The sequence below is a fragment of the Argonema antarcticum A004/B2 genome, assembly GCF_023333585.1.
GTDB classification, from domain to species: Bacteria; Cyanobacteriota; Cyanobacteriia; order Cyanobacteriales; family Aerosakkonemataceae; genus Argonema; species Argonema antarcticum.
The window spans coordinates 1-17,909 of record NZ_JAIQZN010000034.1 but is presented as its reverse complement, the minus strand read 5'-3'; the positions used below and the strand labels follow the sequence as shown (position 1 = coordinate 17,909).

The following is a 17,909-nucleotide window of genomic DNA, read 5'->3' as shown; positions in this document are numbered from 1 at the left end:
GATATGTCCCCGATGTGAATCGGAGAATGTGCGGAAGAATGGTCATCGGGGTGGCAAACAGAATTATCGTTGTCAGGAGTGCGATCGGCAATTTTTGGCATCTTATTCCCAACGAGGTTACTCCAACGACGCAAAACAGATTTGTTTGAAAATGTATGGACTTGGGTTAGATCTGCGTGAAATTGAGCGGCTGACAGGGATTAGTCACAGCACGGTTCACAAGTGGATCGAACAGGCGAATGTCTTGTCCTCAGAGCAAGAAGATACAAATTCAAAATAATGAAGGCGTTTTAGCTTTTAAAATATCTACCAGACTTGCCGTTTGATTTAGCGCTGCACGCGCATTGAGTCCGGCTTCGATACCATCCAAATGACGCATTGCGGCTGCAACGGCAGCTTCCACGTCCCCAGATGCAATGTAATCTAAAATTTCACTATGTTCGTCTTTGGTACAAATCGGCATATTTCGCACTTCGTAGAAGAACGCCAATGAGGTTTGGGGAACTAGCTCTTTGAGAAACCTGCCTAAATACTTGTTTGTGCATAAATCTGCCAGTTGCAGATGAAATTGTGCAGACAACCGCGTCAGCCAAGGTAAATCTTGCTGTTCGCAGGCAAGTCGTTCTTCTGCAACCAGCGCCTGTAATACAGCGATCTGTTTTTTCGTAATGGTTTTGGTTACGTCACGCACGATCGCCGCTTCCGTCAACCGCCACGCCTCATAGATCTGTTTGGCTTCTGCTAGTGAAAGCGTCGCGACAAAAGCCCCTCGGTTTGGTTCCAGTTTAACCAAGCGATCGTGAGATAACCGCATCAGCACCTGTCGAATAATGGTGCGGCTGACTCCATAATGCTCTGCCAGTAAATTTTCACCTAATTTAGTTTCTGGAGGTAAGCGACGTTCCAGAATTGCGTTATAAAGCTCGGTGTAGATAAAATCCTCTGTTGGTTTGGATTTCACCTGCGATTCGATGGGTCGCCGAGCTGTTTGCATAGTTGAGCAAGCCTTTCTACAGATTTGTACAAATGAGGGATGGTTTTGGCAATTGGAGCTTATGACTCCACGCTTCTATTCCAATAGTATCTGGCAGTAGTCACAAAAAGATCGCCTCCCATAATTTACCAATGTCGATCGTGGCAGACCCATAATTTATTGTGCAACTTTTCCATTGCTGAAATTTCCTGCCTAAAATTTGCACTTAAATCGATTAAATGTAACAAAGGATACATTTTTTCCGATCAGGCTTGTGTACAAAAGCTGTATACAATCTTTGCTCTAATTTTAGCACGCAAAATTTGTATCACAAATATCAGCAGAGGTTCTTCACAGCATCTAGTAATAATTCAATACACATTGTCAGAATCGCGGCTTTTAGGATAGACCACCTTTACTTTCTCTCATAGGGCTAAAAATTTTGGTTTAAGTGCCTTGCTTGGTGGAGTTCTAAGAGCGCAACACTCAGAGATTTAATTCCAGGTTAGTCGAGACAAACTCTACTGATACCATCTATACCTTATCTGTAAGGAGAAATCATGACAATCGGAACGGGAAAACTAACCAATGGGGCAATTGGAACTGCACAAAAGCCTACAACCGATATTCAAAATGCCCTGGCAGAAGCCGCTGCGGGTGTATCGCTGCGATCGGTAACGAAGAAATACGGTGCTGTGACAGCGGTTGAGCATATCACCTTCGATATTCCGGCGGGAAAGTACTGCTGCCTGTTGGGGCCTTCAGGTTGTGGTAAAACAACCTTGTTGAGAATGATTGCCGGACACGAAGAAATTAGCGGTGGAGATATTCTGATTGCCGATCGGCGGGTAAATGACCTACCAGCCGCCAAACGCAATACCTCGATGATGTTCCAGAGTTATGCCTTGTTCCCCCATAAAACCATCTGGGAAAACGTAGAATTCGGATTGAAGATGCGGAACGTACCGCCAGCAGAACGGCATACTCGCGTCGGCGAGATCTTAGAAATGGTGGGGCTGAGCCATACAGCCGATCGCAACCCCACTCAACTCAGCGGCGGACAGCAACAGCGAATTGCACTTTGCAGAGCATTAGTAACCCGTCCGCAAGTATTGATGCTAGATGAACCGCTCAGCGCCTTAGATGAAAACCTGCGGGTGCGGATGCGAACCGAACTCCGCAAAATCCAGAAGCAGTTTGGCCTAACCTTTATTCAAGTCACCCACCACGTTGAGGAAGCATTTTCCCTATCCGATCAAGTGGTAGTAATGACGCATGGAAAAGTCGATCAAATTGCTACACCAGAACAACTCTTCGATCGCCCAGGCTCTCAATTCGTTGCCAAATTTATGGGCGACAACAACATCTTTACAGGTAAGGTGTTAAACGTTGTCAAAGACGATATCCTCGACCTAATTCATCTAGAAGTTGAAGGAATTGGCAATATATATAGCCGAGGCTATGGAACTTCTATTGGTTCCGAAGCAGCTTGCTCTGTACGTCCCGACCTCATGCAGGTCACCGCTCACTCTCCCGATGTTCCTGTCAAATCTTCCCTGGCTGCCAATCAGGTAGTTGCCCGCATTACAGCAGTTGAAATGACCGGATATGTCACGCGAGTTTCCCTCATGAGCGAAGCCACCGGACAAGAACTGCTTTATAAAGCTCGAACAACTGATTGGAATAGCAATTCCTTCCATGAAGGACAGTTAATTGTCCTGAGTTGGTCAAAAGATGATTGTGTGTTTTTACCGTATTAAAGCAGATTTGAACGGAGGTAAAATCCTTTTTTGATAACCGCCAAGGACACAAATAAAGAAAAATCATCTGTCTACCTTATGGGAAAGCTACACCCACATCTGCGTTCATCTGCGTTTATCTGCATTCATCTGCGGTAAAAAAGCCAAATCTCAGACACCAACCAACAACCCATCTGCGTTCATCTGCGTTTATCTGCATTCATCTGCGGTAAAAAAGCCAAATCTCAGACACCAACCAACAACCCATCTGCATTCATCTGCGGTAAAAAAGCCAAATCTCAGACACCAACCAACAACCGCTCCGCATTCATCTGTGGTAAAAAAAACCAGATTTCAAACTTTTGCCAAAAATCTCAAAATTGATAACTGAATAGAACAAAAGCCATGTTTAAAATCAGTCGGCGCAACTTCGTCACAGGTGGGTTGGCAACTGGAGCAGCGATCGCAGCTGCCAGTTGCAATCCTAACCGAGGCCCCACCATCATTACCAACAAAATCAAAGATGTTACCCTTCGCCTAATGGGAACGGGGGCTGCTCAGATTAACGACATTCGCGAGAGAGCAGAAAAAGAACTGGGTTTCAAAATCAAAATGCGGGCGCTCAGTACAGCTGAGAACATCCAAATTGCGATTACCCAACCCAAACAATACGACATTTACGATGGGGAATTTTTTAGTTTACCATTGGTAGTTCCATCAGGTAATCTTCAAGCGATCGACACTCGTAAAGTCAAAAACTTCGACAAAATCACCCCCATTTTTAGAACTGGAGAACTTTACCCCGGCGCACGAGTCAACACATCTCAGGGAACAGCACCCCGGAAAGTGATGTTTGTCAAGGGGCAAAATTCTACAGAGTTTGCCACCAGCCCAACAGACTGGGCAACAATGATTCCATTCCAGTTCAATGCCGATACACTGGGCTACCGTCCCGATTTAGTAAACAGAAAAATTGAATCGTGGGCAGAATTGTTCAACCCAGAATTCCGAGGCAAAACATCGATTCTCGATATTCCTTCCATTGGCATTATGGATGCGGCAATGGTGATGGAAGCGCAAGGATTGATGAAATTTAGCGATAAGGGCAACATGACCCGCGAAGAACTCGATCAGGTAACAAATATCTTAATCGAGCAGAAAAAAGCGGGTCAATTCCGCGCATTTTGGAAAACATTTGATGAGTCTGTCAACTTCATGTCGTCTGGAGAAGTGGTGCTGCAATCTATGTGGTCGCCTGCTGTAACGGCAGTGAAAGCGAGAGGATTAAAGTGCGTGTATGCTCGTTTGAAAGAAGGGTATCGCGGCTGGGGTGGGGGTTTGGGATTATCCAAAAATCTTTCTGGGATTGAATTAGATGCCGCTTATGAATATCTCAACTGGGTATTAGAAGGTTGGGTGGGTGGATTTCTCTCCCGTCAAGGCTACTACAGCGCGGCACCAGAAAATGCCAGAAAATATATGAAGCCTCCGGAGTGGGATTTCTGGTATGAAGGGAAACCAGCTGCGATCGATATAATCGATCCGTTTGGGAAAAAGATTGAATCCCAAGGTGCTGTGCGGGACGGCGGTTCATTTAGCGATCGCATGGGTGATGTCGCTTGTTGGAACTCCTTCATGCCCGAACAAGTTTATCTTGTCTACAAATGGACGGAGTTTATTGTGGCATAAAAGTCAAAAGCTAATGTATTCGTAGGTTAGCTTAAACCAAGCGAAACCCAACCGATCGGACGATAAATTTCCAATTTTTGTGGTGTGAGGAGTTGAATCATGTTGAAATTGCTCAGGCATGGCCTGGGGAAGGGCTTTGTCGTACCTTTTTTGCTACTAATGGCTGTTTCATCTGTATGTGCTACTGAAATTAAAGGGACCGATCGCGAGTCAGCGATCGATTCATCAGTTATTACATTGGAAAATACTGAGCAGCAAGGTGCGTTACCCGATCGCGTAACTCCGGTTTCCGAACTGGAATCAAATCAAAGCGGTACATTGGAGGGGCAAGTAACCTCTGTTTCTCAGTTAACAGACGTACAGCCAACAGATTGGGCTTTTGGCGCATTGCAATCCTTGGTCGAACGCTATGGGTGCATTGAAGGGTATCCCGATCGAACCTATCGCGGCAATCGTGCTATTACAAGATACGAATTTGCAGCGGGACTAAATGCTTGCTTAAATAGGATTCAGGAACTCATCGCTAGTGCAACTCCCGATTCTGTCCGCAAAGAAGACCTGGAAGCTTTGCGGCGGCTGCAAGAAGATTTTGCCGCAGAACTGGCAACGTTACGCGGTCGAGTGGATGGGTTAGAAGCCCGAACTGCAAGGTTAGAAAGTCAACAGTTTTCCACTACCACTAAGCTCAGCGGATACGTTGTCTTTGCGCTAGTGAATGTCTTTGGAGACCAAAAAGCGGTTGGTTCTGGTGCTGGGATTTTACCAGCAACACCAGGAGATTTTGGTGTGCCGAATAGTCCTAGACCTTCTGGGTCCGATCGCGAAGATGTTGATGACAATTTAATCTTCACAGATCGGATACGCCTGATCCTCACCAGTAGCTTCACCGGAAAAGATAAGCTCATTATGCGCTTGCAAGCAGGGAATACTCCCTCGCTGGATGAGGCTACCGGAACAGCAATGTCTAGGTTGGCTTTTTCATCTCCCAGCGATAACAGAGTTTCCATCAACCAGTTAGAGTATCGCTTTCCGTTAGGCGATCGCGGCACATTTTTTGTCGAAGCCTTCGGGTTTTTAGATTTATTCGTGCCAACTCTACATCCTCTTGATGGTGACTACGACACCGTTCTGACTGGATTTGCTCTCCGCAGTCCGATTTACTTTCCCAGCGGTGTCACAGGTGCGGGATTCAACTACAACATCACCAAAGCGATTAACATTGGTGGTGGTTATCTAGCTGGTAATCCAACAGCAAACGATCCAACTAGCGGATTGTTTAATGGCCCTTACGGTGCATTAGCACAAATTACTGTCAAGCCCTTGAATAAATTTGCGGTTGCTTTAACCTACTTGCACGCCTACGACGACGGCAGTGGTAATGCTCCCCCAGGTGGTTTTTTTGGCAGTCAAAACTCTACATTTCCCTTTGGGCCTTTCCCCAGTTCAACTAATGGATACGGCATTGAAGCACAGTATTCATTTAGCCCTAGATTTATTGTGAGTGGCTGGTACTATTTTGCCAAGGCGAAGGCAGAAGCCGGATTTGGTAAGGGAGCAGATGCCACAATTCAAGCTTGGGCAGGCGCTCTAGCTTTTCCAGATTTGTTTAAAGAAGGAAATTTGGGCGGCATTGTAGTGGGAATGCCCTCAAAAGTTACAGAAAACGATGTGAGAGGTTTTGAAGATCGAGACACTTCCATCATGGTTGATGCTTTTTACAAGTTTCAAGTCACCGACAACATTGGCATTACACCGGGCATTGTGGTGATTACCAACCCAGAACACAATAGCTCGAACGACACAATCTTTGTTGGGATGATTCGTACCAACTTTAATTTCTGATGTTCCTCAATCGGGATATTTATTATGGCGGTTACTCAATTACCAACTTCGGGCGAACCAACTCGGTCTCGTCGTGCCAAAGGAGTTAACTGGAAAGCACTCCAGCCCTACTTGCTTTCAGCACCGCAAACTCTCGTGTTTCTGCTGTTTTTGGTGATTCCAATTGCAGCGATCGTTGTAGTTAGTTTTTGGAATTTCAATGGCTTTGCCATGTTTCCCGGATTCACCTTAAACAATTATCTGGGAATTTTTACATCCAAAGTCTATTTGGCAACTTATCTAAATACGTTCAAGTTTGCGTTTTTAGTCTGGTTAGTTTGTTTGTCGATCAGCTATCCGGTTGCTTATTTCTTGTCATTCCACATCAAAAATCCCAAATTGCAAACCATTTGGTTTCTGATTTGTACGGTTCCCTTTCTCACTTCCAACATTATTCGGATGATTTCTTGGATTCCGTTTCTGGGACGGGAAGGGCTAATTAATCAAGCCTTGATGGGATTAGGTCTGACTAAACAGCCAATTGAAATTTTTCTGTTCTCGGACTTTTCTGTAGTGCTGGCGATGGTGCATCTCTATGCCTTATTCATGGTGGCACCAATTTTTAATAGCATGATTCGGATCGATCGCAATCTGGTTTCAGCCGCTGAAGATGCTGGAGCATCACCATTTCAAATCCAAAAGGAAATCATTGTGCCGTTAGCTGCACCCGGAATTGCGATCGGTTCCATTTTTGTTGTCACTTTGGTAATGGGTGAATTTGCCACGATGCGAATTATGAGTGGTGGCAAATCTTCTTCTGTGGGCTATTTAATTAAAAATCAGTTGGATAGTTTGCAGTACCCTTTGGCGGCAGCTAACGCGATAGTTCTCTTAATCATCACGCTGACGATTGTGTTTGCAATTCTACGTGCCGTTGATATTCGCAAGGAGCTATAAGTCATGGCTGAGAAGAAAAAGAAACCGCTTTCTTATTATCTGTTGGCAGGCTTTTTTGGACTGTTTGTGCTGTTTTTGTATGGGCCGATGTTTGCCGTCTTTTTGCTGTCTCTGCAAGGCCCAGAAGGGCAGCTTACCTTTCCAATGCGGGGATTCAGTTTTTACTGGATCGGTGCGGTTTTTGGCCAACAGCGAGTCGGAAACTTTGTGGAAGCGTTTTGGCGATCGCTTACTTTAGGATTAATCGTCATGGTGGTTACCGTTGTCTTCAGCGTTATGGCAGGATTGGCATTCCGCCGTCGTTTCGCCGGGTCAAATCTAATTTTTTATCTGACCATTTCTAGTTTGATCGTGCCTAGCATTCTAGTTTCTCTGGGAATAGGAATTGTGTTTGGTTTGGTGGGGATTGACAATCAGTGGTATTCGTCTGCACTAGCAGGACATTTGACCTGGACATTACCCTTTGCATTTCTGATTATGCTCGGTATTTTCGGTCGTTTTAATCCTGCTTATGAAGAAGCAGCACGCGATCTGGGTGCCAGTGAGATGACGACTTTCTGGCAGATTGTCTTTCCTATGATTGCGTCGAGTGTGGTGGGAGTTGGGTTGCTCGGTTTTACCCTTTCCTATGACGAATTCACTCGCACGTCATTGATTTCTGGAGAAACAAACACTCTGCCTTTGGAAATCTTTGGTATGACTACTAATGTGACTTCTCCTACTCTATATGCTTTGGGTACGATCACCACGATTTTTTCGTTTTTACTAATTGGGGTAGCTTTGTTTGTCATTCAATACCTTTCCAACCGTCAGAGTAAATCAAAGCAAGGATAGAACTATAGCTAGGGGCTAGGGACTTTCTTGCTAGGGGCTAGGGTCAGAAGGGCGACGAATCAAGGGTTTGGTGGAATTAAGAACGTCCTAACTGACTTTCATCGGTTGCTATAACTGCAACAGGACTTAGGCACTTTGGAACTAGAAACCCGGTTTCTTCAAGAAACCGGGTTTCTATGTACCTAACTTACCTGAAAAGCGCTGTAAGTTAGCGATAGAGGCGTTCTTCAAGCCAAATTTGCACCTCTTCCTCAGACTCTAGAAAAATCTCCTGCCTTGTCAGTGGGTCGTAGGCACTCCAAAAAACGTGCCCTTTGCGATCGCTCAACTGGCGGATCTCAGGTTCGGGGGAGGTTGTCAAGCCTTTAGTGAAAATGGGTTGGTTCAGGATCAGCCAAAGGGTAGACCAAATCATCGCCCGATTCGTACTGCTGCTTTCAGTCCAATTGAAAGACCAGCACTTTTCTAAATGCTGAATTTGTCGTTGTTCAGGAAACTTTTCGACAACTGTATCAACAAGCGATCGCCAACCTTTGCCTAACCGAGTTATAAATGCTGAGTTACTCGCTTGAGGTTCCGTTACTGGATCGGGAATCAGTTCTAAGTTCTTATAAGTTTGCCACTGCATATTCATGACAGACGCTCCATCGCATTTCCAAAAAATGAAGCGCGTTCCTTCGGGAATTCCCTACTTCCGTCCCTTTCCTCAAACTTAATGCTAAGTAGTTCCAAAGAAATGGGATGAACGTTTGTTTCTGTATTTATTGTTACATAATTTCTCTACAACCGCAACTTCATGTCAGGAATTCCAGACATTTTCTTCAATAAGTGGGTTTGTGGCACTTGATTTGAGAGGACGGAGTAGAGCTTTATAGCTAGGGACTAGGGGCTTTCTTGCTAGGGGCTAGGGGAAGAAAGGTTTAGAATCAAGGTTTTCAGGAATTAAGAATGTCTTAACCGCCCTGGCGATTGCTATAGCTTGACATCCTCCCGGCGCTAATTCGGAGTACCAAATATAGCGCGGGATTCCAAAGATTACTCTTTGGGCTTCCTCTTTCCACGAGTCGGCTTACTTAATTGAGTTGACCCAACCAAGCAGAGGCCATTCTCTCCAGAGGCGTTAATTTCCGTCTGCCCGACGGTATTTTCTAACATTTTACCTAAGATGGATAGCGCAATATTTAGAATATTAATTGCTGCGTTCCAATCTCGATCTTGAATATATTTTAACCCGCCTTTCATCCCAACACCAAGCAGAAGCTGCTATGGTGTTGGGATGAAAGGCGGGGTAGATAAGCAATAAAACCCGATAAAACTCATGTTCATTCGTACTACGGCTCTCACCCCAGTAGAACTTAGGGCAGCGATCGTCCGAGAACCCTTGGTGGTTTCGCCCGATACAACGGTGATGGAAGCGATCGCCCAAATGAGCGGCGTGAGGACTATCTGCCCAACTACTAAAACGGCAGATAGTCAACTGGACAACCTCCACCTAGAGGCACGATCTAGCTGCGTGTTAGTAGTGGAAAACGACCAGTTGCTAGGTATTGTGACTGAGCGAGACGTAGTGCGCTTGAGCGTCCAGCAGCAAACCCTAGACAGCTTGGTGATGCGACAGGTGATGGCACACCCCATCATCACCCTACGCCAGTCTGCCTTCACAGATTTGTTTTTTGCCATTAACCTACTCCAGCACCACCACATTCGCCATTTACCCATCGTAGATGAGCAGAACCGCCTGGTGGGGCTTGTCACCCACGAAAGTCTACGGCAAACCTCCCGACCGATTGACCTGTTGCGGTTGCGACTGGTATCTGAGGTGATGACAAGTGAGGTAATTTGTGCTGCACCGGATAGTTCTATGCTCGCGATCGCCCAACTGATGGCAAAGCACCACGTCAGTTCCGTGATGATTGTGGAATCAGGTAGTCGCCTCACTGAACCCGTGCAAATGCAAATTCCAGTAGGGATTGTTACCGAGCGGGATCTAGTGCAATTTCAGGCATTGGGCTTAAATCTCGCAAACTGTAATGCACAGGTGGTAATGAGTACGCCGATTTTTGCCGTTAGACCCGACGATTCGCTCTGGACTGTGCAGCAGATGATGGAGCAGCGATCGATCCGGCGGTTAGTGGTGACGAACGAGCAAGGGGAGTTATTGGGCATCGTCACCCAGACCAGTTTGCTGCAAGCCCTCAACCCGCTGGAACTCTACAAGCTGGCGGAGAAGTTGGAAGAGAAAGTGGTGACACTAGAACGCGAAAAGGTGGCACTGCTAGAAAATCGTAACCTTGAGCTAGAGCAAAAGATAGAAGCTCGGACATCCGACCTGAAGATTAAAGCCCTTCAGCAAGCCACCACCCACCAACAGTTGCAGAATGAACTGGCAATGCGAAAGCGGATCGAAGCCACCCTGCTTGAGAGCGAACAACGCTATGCGACCCTTGCCGCTGTGGCTCCTGTAGGGATTTTTCGCACCGATGCTGCGGGCAATTGCGTCTATGTCAACGATCGCTGGTGTCAAATCGGCGGACTCACCCCAAAAACCGCAGCTGGAGAGGGATGGCGACAAGGACTCCACCCGGAAGATCGCGATGCGATCGCCGCTGAATGGTATCAATCTGCTCAAGAAAATCGCCCCTTCCAGCTTGAATATCGCTTTCAACGTCCTGACGGGGCAGTGACGTGGGTATATGGGCAATCTGTTGCGGAACTTGATGCAGAGGGGCAAGTGGTCGGCTATGTAGGTACGGTGACAGATATTAGCGATCGCAAACTTGCTGAAGCTGCCCTGATCCAAAGCGAAGCCCAAAGCCGAGCCATATTAGCCGCCATTCCCGACTTCATGTTTCGCATAGATGCCAATGGTATTTATCGGGGGGGCGTGACAGCCAATCGTGAGATCGACTTTCTCCCAGCAGATTTCGACACTGCTGGTTTGGCGATGGTAGATGTTATACCACCAGAGATTGCAACTCGACATCTACACTACCTAGAACAAGCCTTACGCACAGGAGAACTGCAAGTTTATGAACAACAGGTGCAGATTGACGATCGCTTGCAAGATGAAGAAGTCAGAGTTGTCAAGAGCGGCGAAGATGAAGCTCTCTTTATGATTCGAGACGTTAGCGATCGCAAACAGGCTGCTCGACAACTACACCAACTCAATCAACAACTAGAAGCCAAAGTCGCAGAGCGCACCCAAGAGCTATCACAAGTCAACAGCCTACAACACGCTATCCTCAATGGTGCTGATTACTCTATTATCTCCACTGACCTAACTGGCATCATCGAAACCTTTAATGCCGCAGCCGAAGGGATGCTGGGTTATAGTGCCACAGAAATGGTCGGCATTGCCACACCTGCACTCATCCATGATGCCAGGGAGGTAATTGACCGAGCCGCCTCCCTCTGTGCCGAATTGGGGCAAGATGTGCCTCCCGGCTTTGAGGTTCTTGTGGCCAAAGCCCGCCAAGGTATTGTCAGCGAAGAAGAGTGGAGCTATATCCGCAAAGATGGCTCTCGCTTTCCTGTGTCGCTATCCATCACCCCCCTCAAGGATGTCAATCAGCAAATTATCGGCTTTTTAGGCATCGCCAAAGATATTACCGATCGCAAACGAGCTGAAGCCGAACTACAAAAACTATCAGATCGCATCGCTTTGTCCCTCAAATCTGGGGCGATCGGTGCTTGGGAATGGGACATTAAACAAAACACCATCGTTGGGGATGAGCGGATATACGAACTGTTTAGCTTCACGAAACAATCTGATTCCCCTATAACCTACGACAGTTGGACAAACGGGCTACATCCTGACGATCGCATCTCCACCGAAACATTGCTCCACCAAGCCGTCTTAGGACAGGCAGAATACAATACCGAGTATCGGTTCGTGCATCCCGATGGTAGTATCCACTTTCTTAAAGCCAATGGAGTGGTGGTGCGAGATGCCCAGGGCAATCCCCAGAGCATGATTGGGCTCAACTTTGATATTAGCGATCGCAAACTTGCCGAAGCGGAACTACAGAAATTATCCAAGCGCCTCGCCTTGTCCCTCAAATCTGGAGAGATCGGCTGTTGGGAATGGGATATTGTCAAGAACACTCTGCTTTGGGATGAGCGGATGTACGAGCTGTATGGAGTCACCCAATCATCTGAGTCTCGTTTGGTCTACGAAATTTGGGCAAACGGAATACATCCCGACGATCGCATCTCCACCGAAACATTGCTCCAGCAAGCCGTTTTAGCACAGGCAGAATTCGATACCGAGTTTCGGGTGTTGCATCCCGATGGCAGCATCCACTTTATCAAAGCCTATGGAGTGGTAGCGCGAGATGCCCAAGGCAATCCCCAGAGCATGATTGGGATCAATTTTGATATTAGCGATCGCAAACAAGCTGAACTCGAACGCCAGCAGTTAATTCAAGAACTTTCCGCTTTCAAACTCGCCCTCGATCATTCCGCGATTGTCGCCATCACCAATGCTCAAGGAGTTATTACCTACGCTAACGATCGCTTTTGCGAGATATCTGGCTATTCCCGCGATCGACTGCTCGGTCAAACCCATCGCATTGTCAACTCTGGCTACCATCCCCCCGCTTTTTTCCAAGACCTATGGCGCATCATTACCAGTGGTCAGATTTGGCGCGGTGAAATTTGCAATCGCACCAAGAACGGTAGCCTGTACTGGCTTGCCAGCACCATCGTCCCCTTTCTGGACGAACAAAGGCGGCCTTTCCAGTATCTAGCAATTCGCTTCGACATTACCGCCCGCAAATTGGCTCAAGCAACTCTCCAGCAGGAAAATACTTTCCGTCAACAAATTGTAGAAAACATGGCAGAAGGTCTGTGTGTTTTCCATGAAGTTGAGGAGTTTCCTTTTATCCGCTTCACAGTCTGGAATCAGAAAATGCAAGCGATTACAGGCTACACCTTAGAAGATATTAACCGTCTGGGGTGGTATCAAAGTTTATACCCCGATCCCTTGGATCGAGAACAAGCGATCGCCCGTTTGGGAAAGATACGGCAAGGGGAAAATCTGATCGCTCAAGAAAGGGAAATCCAGCATCAAGATGGGCACAAACGAACTGTCGCCATTTCTACTTCTGTCCTATCAAGCAATGACGGACTGACACACTTACTGGTCTTGATTCAAGACATTACCGATCGCAAAAAAAACGAGCAGGCGATGACGCAGCAGGCAGCGGCAATTGAGGCGGCGATCGATGGCATTGCAATTATGCAAGGAGACACCTACCTCTACTTAAATCAAGCTCATTTAGAACTATTTGGTTACGAATATCCCGAAGAATTGGTCGGTAAAAACTGGAGAGGTTTGTATTCCCTAGAGGAGTTAGAACGGTTTGAGCAGGAAGTTTTTCCAGTGCTGGGGCGCGATCGCGCTTGGGAGGGAGAAGCGATCGCTACCCGTAAAGATGGCTCGACTTTTACTGAAGGTCTATCTCTTACTCTTACAGATGGATTGTTGATTTGTGTATGTCGCGATATTAGCGATCGCAAACAAACCGAATTGAGATTGCAACAACAGGCAAAACAGGAACGTTTGCTGGGAGCGATTACTCAACGGATGCGATCGTCTCTGAATCTAGACGAAGTTCTCAATACCACTGTTGAGGAAATCCGTCAGGTCTTACAATCAGACCGAGCGCTGGTTTATCGGGTGTTTCCGGGAGGAACGGGGGCTGCCATTGCTGAATCTGTCTTGCCAAAATGGCCCAAAATTCTCGATATCGTCTTTCCTCAAGAGGTTTTCCCAGAACAGAATTATGAGCGCTATATCCAAGGAAGAGTGTATGCCCTCAGCGATCGCGAAGATGAAAACCAGCCAGTTTTACCTTGTCTGATTCAATTCCTAGCAGAAATTCATGTCAGAGCGAAACTCGTAGTTCCAATTGTTCAGAATCACACTCTCTGGGGATTGCTGATTATCCATCAATGCGATCTTCCGCGCCAGTGGGAAGACTGGGAAATCAATTTACTCAAACAAACTGCTAACCAATTAGCGATCGCGATTCAGCAAGCTAATCTCTACGAACAGGTGCAATCGGAACTGGTGATCCGCAAGCAAACAGAAGAAGCGATCGCTTTACAATTAGAACGGCAGCGAGCTTTGGGAGTGATCGTCCAGCAAATTCGCGAATCCTTGGATATTAACCAAATTTTGGTGACTGTGACGCAGCAAGTCAAAGAAATCTTGGGAGGCGATCGCGTCATCGTGTTCCGGCTATTTGGCAATGGCAGAAGTCAAATTGTTAAGGAATCTGTATCTAGTCAGTTCCCCGCTCTCAAGGATCGCCACTGGGATAATGAAGTTTGGTCTCAAGAAATCCTCAACTGCTACTGGCAGGGTAAGCCGCGCATTGTCCCTGATGTGATGACTGATATCTCGAGTGATTGCCTAGTAGAATATTGCATTCAAGGTCAAATTCAGTCCAAAATCGTTGCACCTATTCTGCAAGAAGTGCGAGGCAGTGAACCCCACAGATGGGTGGCCCCAGACCAAAGCAATAAGCTCTGGGGGGTTTTAATTATCCATGCTTGTCGAGAAAAACGAGTATGGCAAGAGTCTGAGGCGCAACTCTTGCAACAAATTGCTAACCAGTTAGCGATCGCCATTCAGCAAGCTAGCCTATTTGAGCAGTTGCAGCAAGAACTTACCGAACGACAACAAGCGCAGCAGCAAGTCACTGAGCGCAACCAACAATTGGCAGTTTCTAACGAAGAACTTGCGCGTGCTACCCGCCTTAAAGACGAATTTCTCGCGAACATGAGTCACGAACTCCGCACCCCCCTTAACGCCATTCTGGGCATGACTGAGGGGCTACAAGAGGCAGTCTTTGGCATAGTTAATGAAGCACAAATTAAGGCTTTACAAACCATTGAGCGCAGTGGCTCTCACTTACTAGAGTTAATCAACGACATTTTGGATGTCGCCAAAATTGAATCGGGTCAGATGGAGTTGGATTTTACGGCAGTTTCAATTAATCGTCTGTGTCAATCCAGTCAGGCATTCATCAAACAACAAGCCCTGCAAAAACGCCTCCAGCTAGAGATTAAACTGCCACTCAATCTGCCCGATTTATTGATTGATGAACGGCGCATCCGCCAAGTCTTGATCAACCTACTCAACAATGCTGTCAAATTCACCCCAGAAGGAGGACGCATCACCCTAGAAGTCAGCCGTCAAAGGCGGGCAGAGGGGCACAGGGACACAGGAGCAGGGGAGAAGAGGGGCACAGGGGAGATTTCCGTTTTCCATCTCCCCATCTCCCCCGCTACTTCGATCCAAGGTCTAAGCCCCCAGGAAGAGGGGTTGGAGGTGAGGGACTACCTGCAAATTGCCGTTATCGATACAGGCATCGGCATTGCCCCAGAAAATATCAACAAACTGTTTCAGCCCTTTATCCAAATCGATAGCGCTCTGAATCGCCAATATCAGGGGACAGGTTTGGGGCTTGCGTTGGTGAAACGCATTGTCGAACTCCACGGCGGGCAGGTGGGGCTAACTAGCGAGGTGGGGGTAGGAAGTTGCTTCACGATCGACCTTCCCTGTTCTGTTGCTGCGCCATCCTCTCCTAACCTGGAATCCCAGACCGCACCCCACATCGAACTCAGCCAGCCCGAACAGGAAGGCTCTCCCTTAATCTTGCTGGCAGAAGACAACGAAGCCAATATCAGTACGGTTTCGAGCTACCTGAGAGCTAAAGGCTATCGGATTATTTTGGCTAAAAATGGAGAGGAGGCGATCGCCCTAGCTAAGTCTGAAAATCCCGATCTGATTCTGATGGACATTCAAATGCCTGGGATAGATGGTCTAGAAGCCATGCAGCAGATCCGCCGCGATCCAAACTTAGTTGATGTGCCGATCGTTGCCCTAACTGCCTTAGCCATGACGAGTGATCGAGATCGTTGCTTAGAAGCTGGGGCAAATGATTACATTAGTAAACCCCTCAAGCTAAAGCAATTGGCAACAACTATTCAACAACTGTTAAGTTTACAGAAACATAACCCATGAATGTACCATCTATTTTGGTCGTTGACGACGACCCCAATAATTTTGATGTGATTGAAACGTTTTTGAGCGATCGAGACTATCAGTTGCATTATGCTGCCAGCGGTGAAGACGCGATCGCTACGCTAGACACCTTCAATCCCGATCTAATTCTGCTGGATGTGATGATGCCGGGAACAGACGGCATCGCAGTTTGTCGCCAAATCAAAGCCATGTCGAAATGGCAAGCCGTTCCGATCGTTATGGTGACAGCATTAAGTACAAAATCAGACCTTGCTAACTGTCTAACTGCCGGAGCCGACGACTTCATCAGTAAACCTGTCAATGCTACTGAACTGCGAGCTAGAGTTAACTCTATGCTGCGAATTAAGCATCAGTATGACGACCTGCAAACCTTACTCAAATTGCGGGAAGATATGGTTAAAATGGTAATCCACGATTTACGCAATCCCCTGGCTGGTGTCTTGTTTGGCTTAGAACTCCTTAGAAGCTTAGACTATCCCAGAGAAAAACAAAAAAACAAACTGGCTCAAGTTTACTCCTCAGCACAACAACTACAGGTATTAATTGATGATTTATTGCAAATTGCCTTACTCGAATCCGGTAAAATTCGTCTCAATTGTACAGAGGTCGATCTCTGCGATCTCATAGAGTCTGCCATATCAAACTTTGAAGTCATCGCCGAGCAAAACAATCTGTCCCTGGTCAGTCAATTACCAGAAGCACCCTGTCGGAAAGTCTCTGTTGATGCCACCATGATACATCGAACGCTGGATAACCTCATCTCGAATGCAATTAAGTTTTCCCCACCCAATAGTCAAATCATAGTGAATCTAGAATTCCTCACATCTGGCGATGCCAAAATCCAGGTGATCGACTCTGGAAAGGGTGTTCCTGATACATTGCAGCACAAGATTTTTGAGAAATATGAGATTGGAACTCTGATGCCGGATATCTCTCAAATAGGGTTGGGTTTAGCCTTCTGCAAAATGGTCGTTGAGGCACATGGTGGCGAGATTTGTGTCAGAAACAATCAACCGAAAGGAGCCATTTTTGAAATCACTTTGTCAGCTATGCGTACAAGTATCACATATAGCAAAGTGCTGAGTGCTGAGTGCTGAGTGCTGAGTGCTGAGTGCTGAGTGCTGAGTGCTGAGTACAAACACAGTTCTCGCCTTGTTTTGAGCGTTTAATACGGCTCTTTCGGAGTTGCTATGCTTTTGTTGACTTAAGAACATTTTTATTTCTTTTCTCCTCTCCCCCTCTCCCCCTCTCCCACTCTCCGCCTCTCCCACTCTCCCACTCTCCCCCTCTACTCAAATAGCATAGTAAGTACGGAAGAGCCAGAATTTAAGTGTTTTTACTGAGGTTAATAAATCCCATACTTAAATGCTCAAAAACACTACACGATCTGTCGTTTATAATAAAGAGATGTGATGGAAGACGAGGCTACAAGTATTGCAAAATCTAACTCGACTAAAGTGCAAGAAGTATTGAGACAAGTTAATCAACAGATTCTTTTGAACTTTATTCGTAAGCCAATATGGATGAACTTCTTAAATTGTTTTTAACAGACAACTACGAAAATCTCGAACAAATGGCTTTTCTGTACTTACTATGCTATTTGAGCTATTGTGCAGAGGCGCAGAGGAGAAAAAAAATAAAAATGTTCTTAAGTCAACAAAAGCATAGCAATTCCTCTCATAGCCAGCTGTCTCTGGATTGACGCTATTGGACAAGGAGGACAAGGGAGACAAGGGGGACAAGGAGGACAAGGGGGACAAGGGGGACAAGGAGGACAAGGAGGACAAGGAGGACAAGGGGGACAAGGAGGACAAGGAGGACAAGGGGGACAAGGGGGACA

General features: G+C 46.6%; 10 protein-coding genes and 1 riboswitch. Of the genes, 8 read left to right on the top strand and 2 right to left on the bottom strand.

Translation table 11 applies throughout. From position 1 onward, the window contains the following. Window positions 1-28: 28 nt before the first annotated feature. A complete protein-coding gene (locus LAY57_RS16070; RefSeq protein ID WP_249067796.1) occupies window positions 29-280 on the top strand; it encodes an IS1/IS1595 family N-terminal zinc-binding domain-containing protein in 252 nt (83 codons plus the stop codon). On the opposite strand, the gene LAY57_RS16065 is transcribed toward LAY57_RS16070, so the two are convergent. Beyond that, window positions 272-994, bottom strand: coding sequence for a GntR family transcriptional regulator (locus tag LAY57_RS16065; protein ID WP_249067795.1), 723 nt, complete (start codon window positions 992-994; stop codon window positions 272-274). The genes LAY57_RS16070 and LAY57_RS16065 overlap by 9 nt on opposite strands. Before the next feature lie 539 nt (window positions 995-1,533). Here LAY57_RS16065 and LAY57_RS16060 point away from each other — a divergent pair. The 5 genes from LAY57_RS16060 (at window position 1,534) to LAY57_RS16040 (ending at window position 8,013) form a co-directional block, all read left to right on the top strand. Further along, window positions 1,534-2,733 carry an ABC transporter ATP-binding protein gene (locus LAY57_RS16060; protein ID WP_249067794.1) on the top strand — a complete coding sequence of 400 codons (1,200 nt, stop codon included), beginning with the start codon at window positions 1,534-1,536 and terminating at the stop codon, window positions 2,731-2,733. Window positions 2,734-3,117: 384 nt separating this feature from the next. Beyond that, entirely contained in the window at window positions 3,118-4,401 is a 1,284-nt protein-coding gene (locus LAY57_RS16055) for an ABC transporter substrate-binding protein (RefSeq protein ID WP_249067793.1), read from the top strand. A 99-nt stretch (window positions 4,402-4,500) separates the two neighbouring features. Then, entirely contained in the window at window positions 4,501-6,243 is a 1,743-nt protein-coding gene (locus LAY57_RS16050) for an iron uptake porin (protein WP_249067792.1), read from the top strand. A gap of 24 nt (window positions 6,244-6,267) precedes the next feature. Further along, a complete protein-coding gene (locus tag LAY57_RS16045) occupies window positions 6,268-7,179 on the top strand; it encodes an ABC transporter permease (protein ID WP_249067791.1) in 912 nt (303 codons plus the stop codon). A 3-nt stretch (window positions 7,180-7,182) separates the two neighbouring features. Then, the gene (locus LAY57_RS16040) at window positions 7,183-8,013 is read left to right on the top strand and encodes an ABC transporter permease (RefSeq protein WP_249067790.1); all 831 of its coding nucleotides are present in this window, start codon (window positions 7,183-7,185) and stop codon (window positions 8,011-8,013) included. Window positions 8,014-8,221: 208 nt separating this feature from the next. On the opposite strand, the gene LAY57_RS16035 is transcribed toward LAY57_RS16040, so the two are convergent. After that, a complete protein-coding gene (locus LAY57_RS16035) occupies window positions 8,222-8,647 on the bottom strand; it encodes a hypothetical protein (protein WP_249067789.1) in 426 nt (141 codons plus the stop codon). Between the two features lie 32 nt (window positions 8,648-8,679). After that, window positions 8,680-8,763: riboswitch (Glutamine riboswitch) on the bottom strand. A 568-nt stretch (window positions 8,764-9,331) separates the two neighbouring features. Between LAY57_RS16035 and LAY57_RS16030 the strand changes: the two genes are divergently transcribed. Next, window positions 9,332-16,048, top strand: coding sequence for a PAS domain S-box protein (locus LAY57_RS16030; protein ID WP_249067788.1), 6,717 nt, complete (start codon window positions 9,332-9,334; stop codon window positions 16,046-16,048). Continuing rightward, window positions 16,045-17,166: a hybrid sensor histidine kinase/response regulator gene (locus LAY57_RS16025; RefSeq protein WP_249067787.1), complete on the top strand. Its 1,122-nt coding sequence runs from the start codon at window positions 16,045-16,047 to the stop codon at window positions 17,164-17,166. The genes LAY57_RS16030 and LAY57_RS16025 overlap by 4 nt, the downstream gene beginning before the upstream one ends. Window positions 17,167-17,909 lie beyond the last annotated feature (743 nt).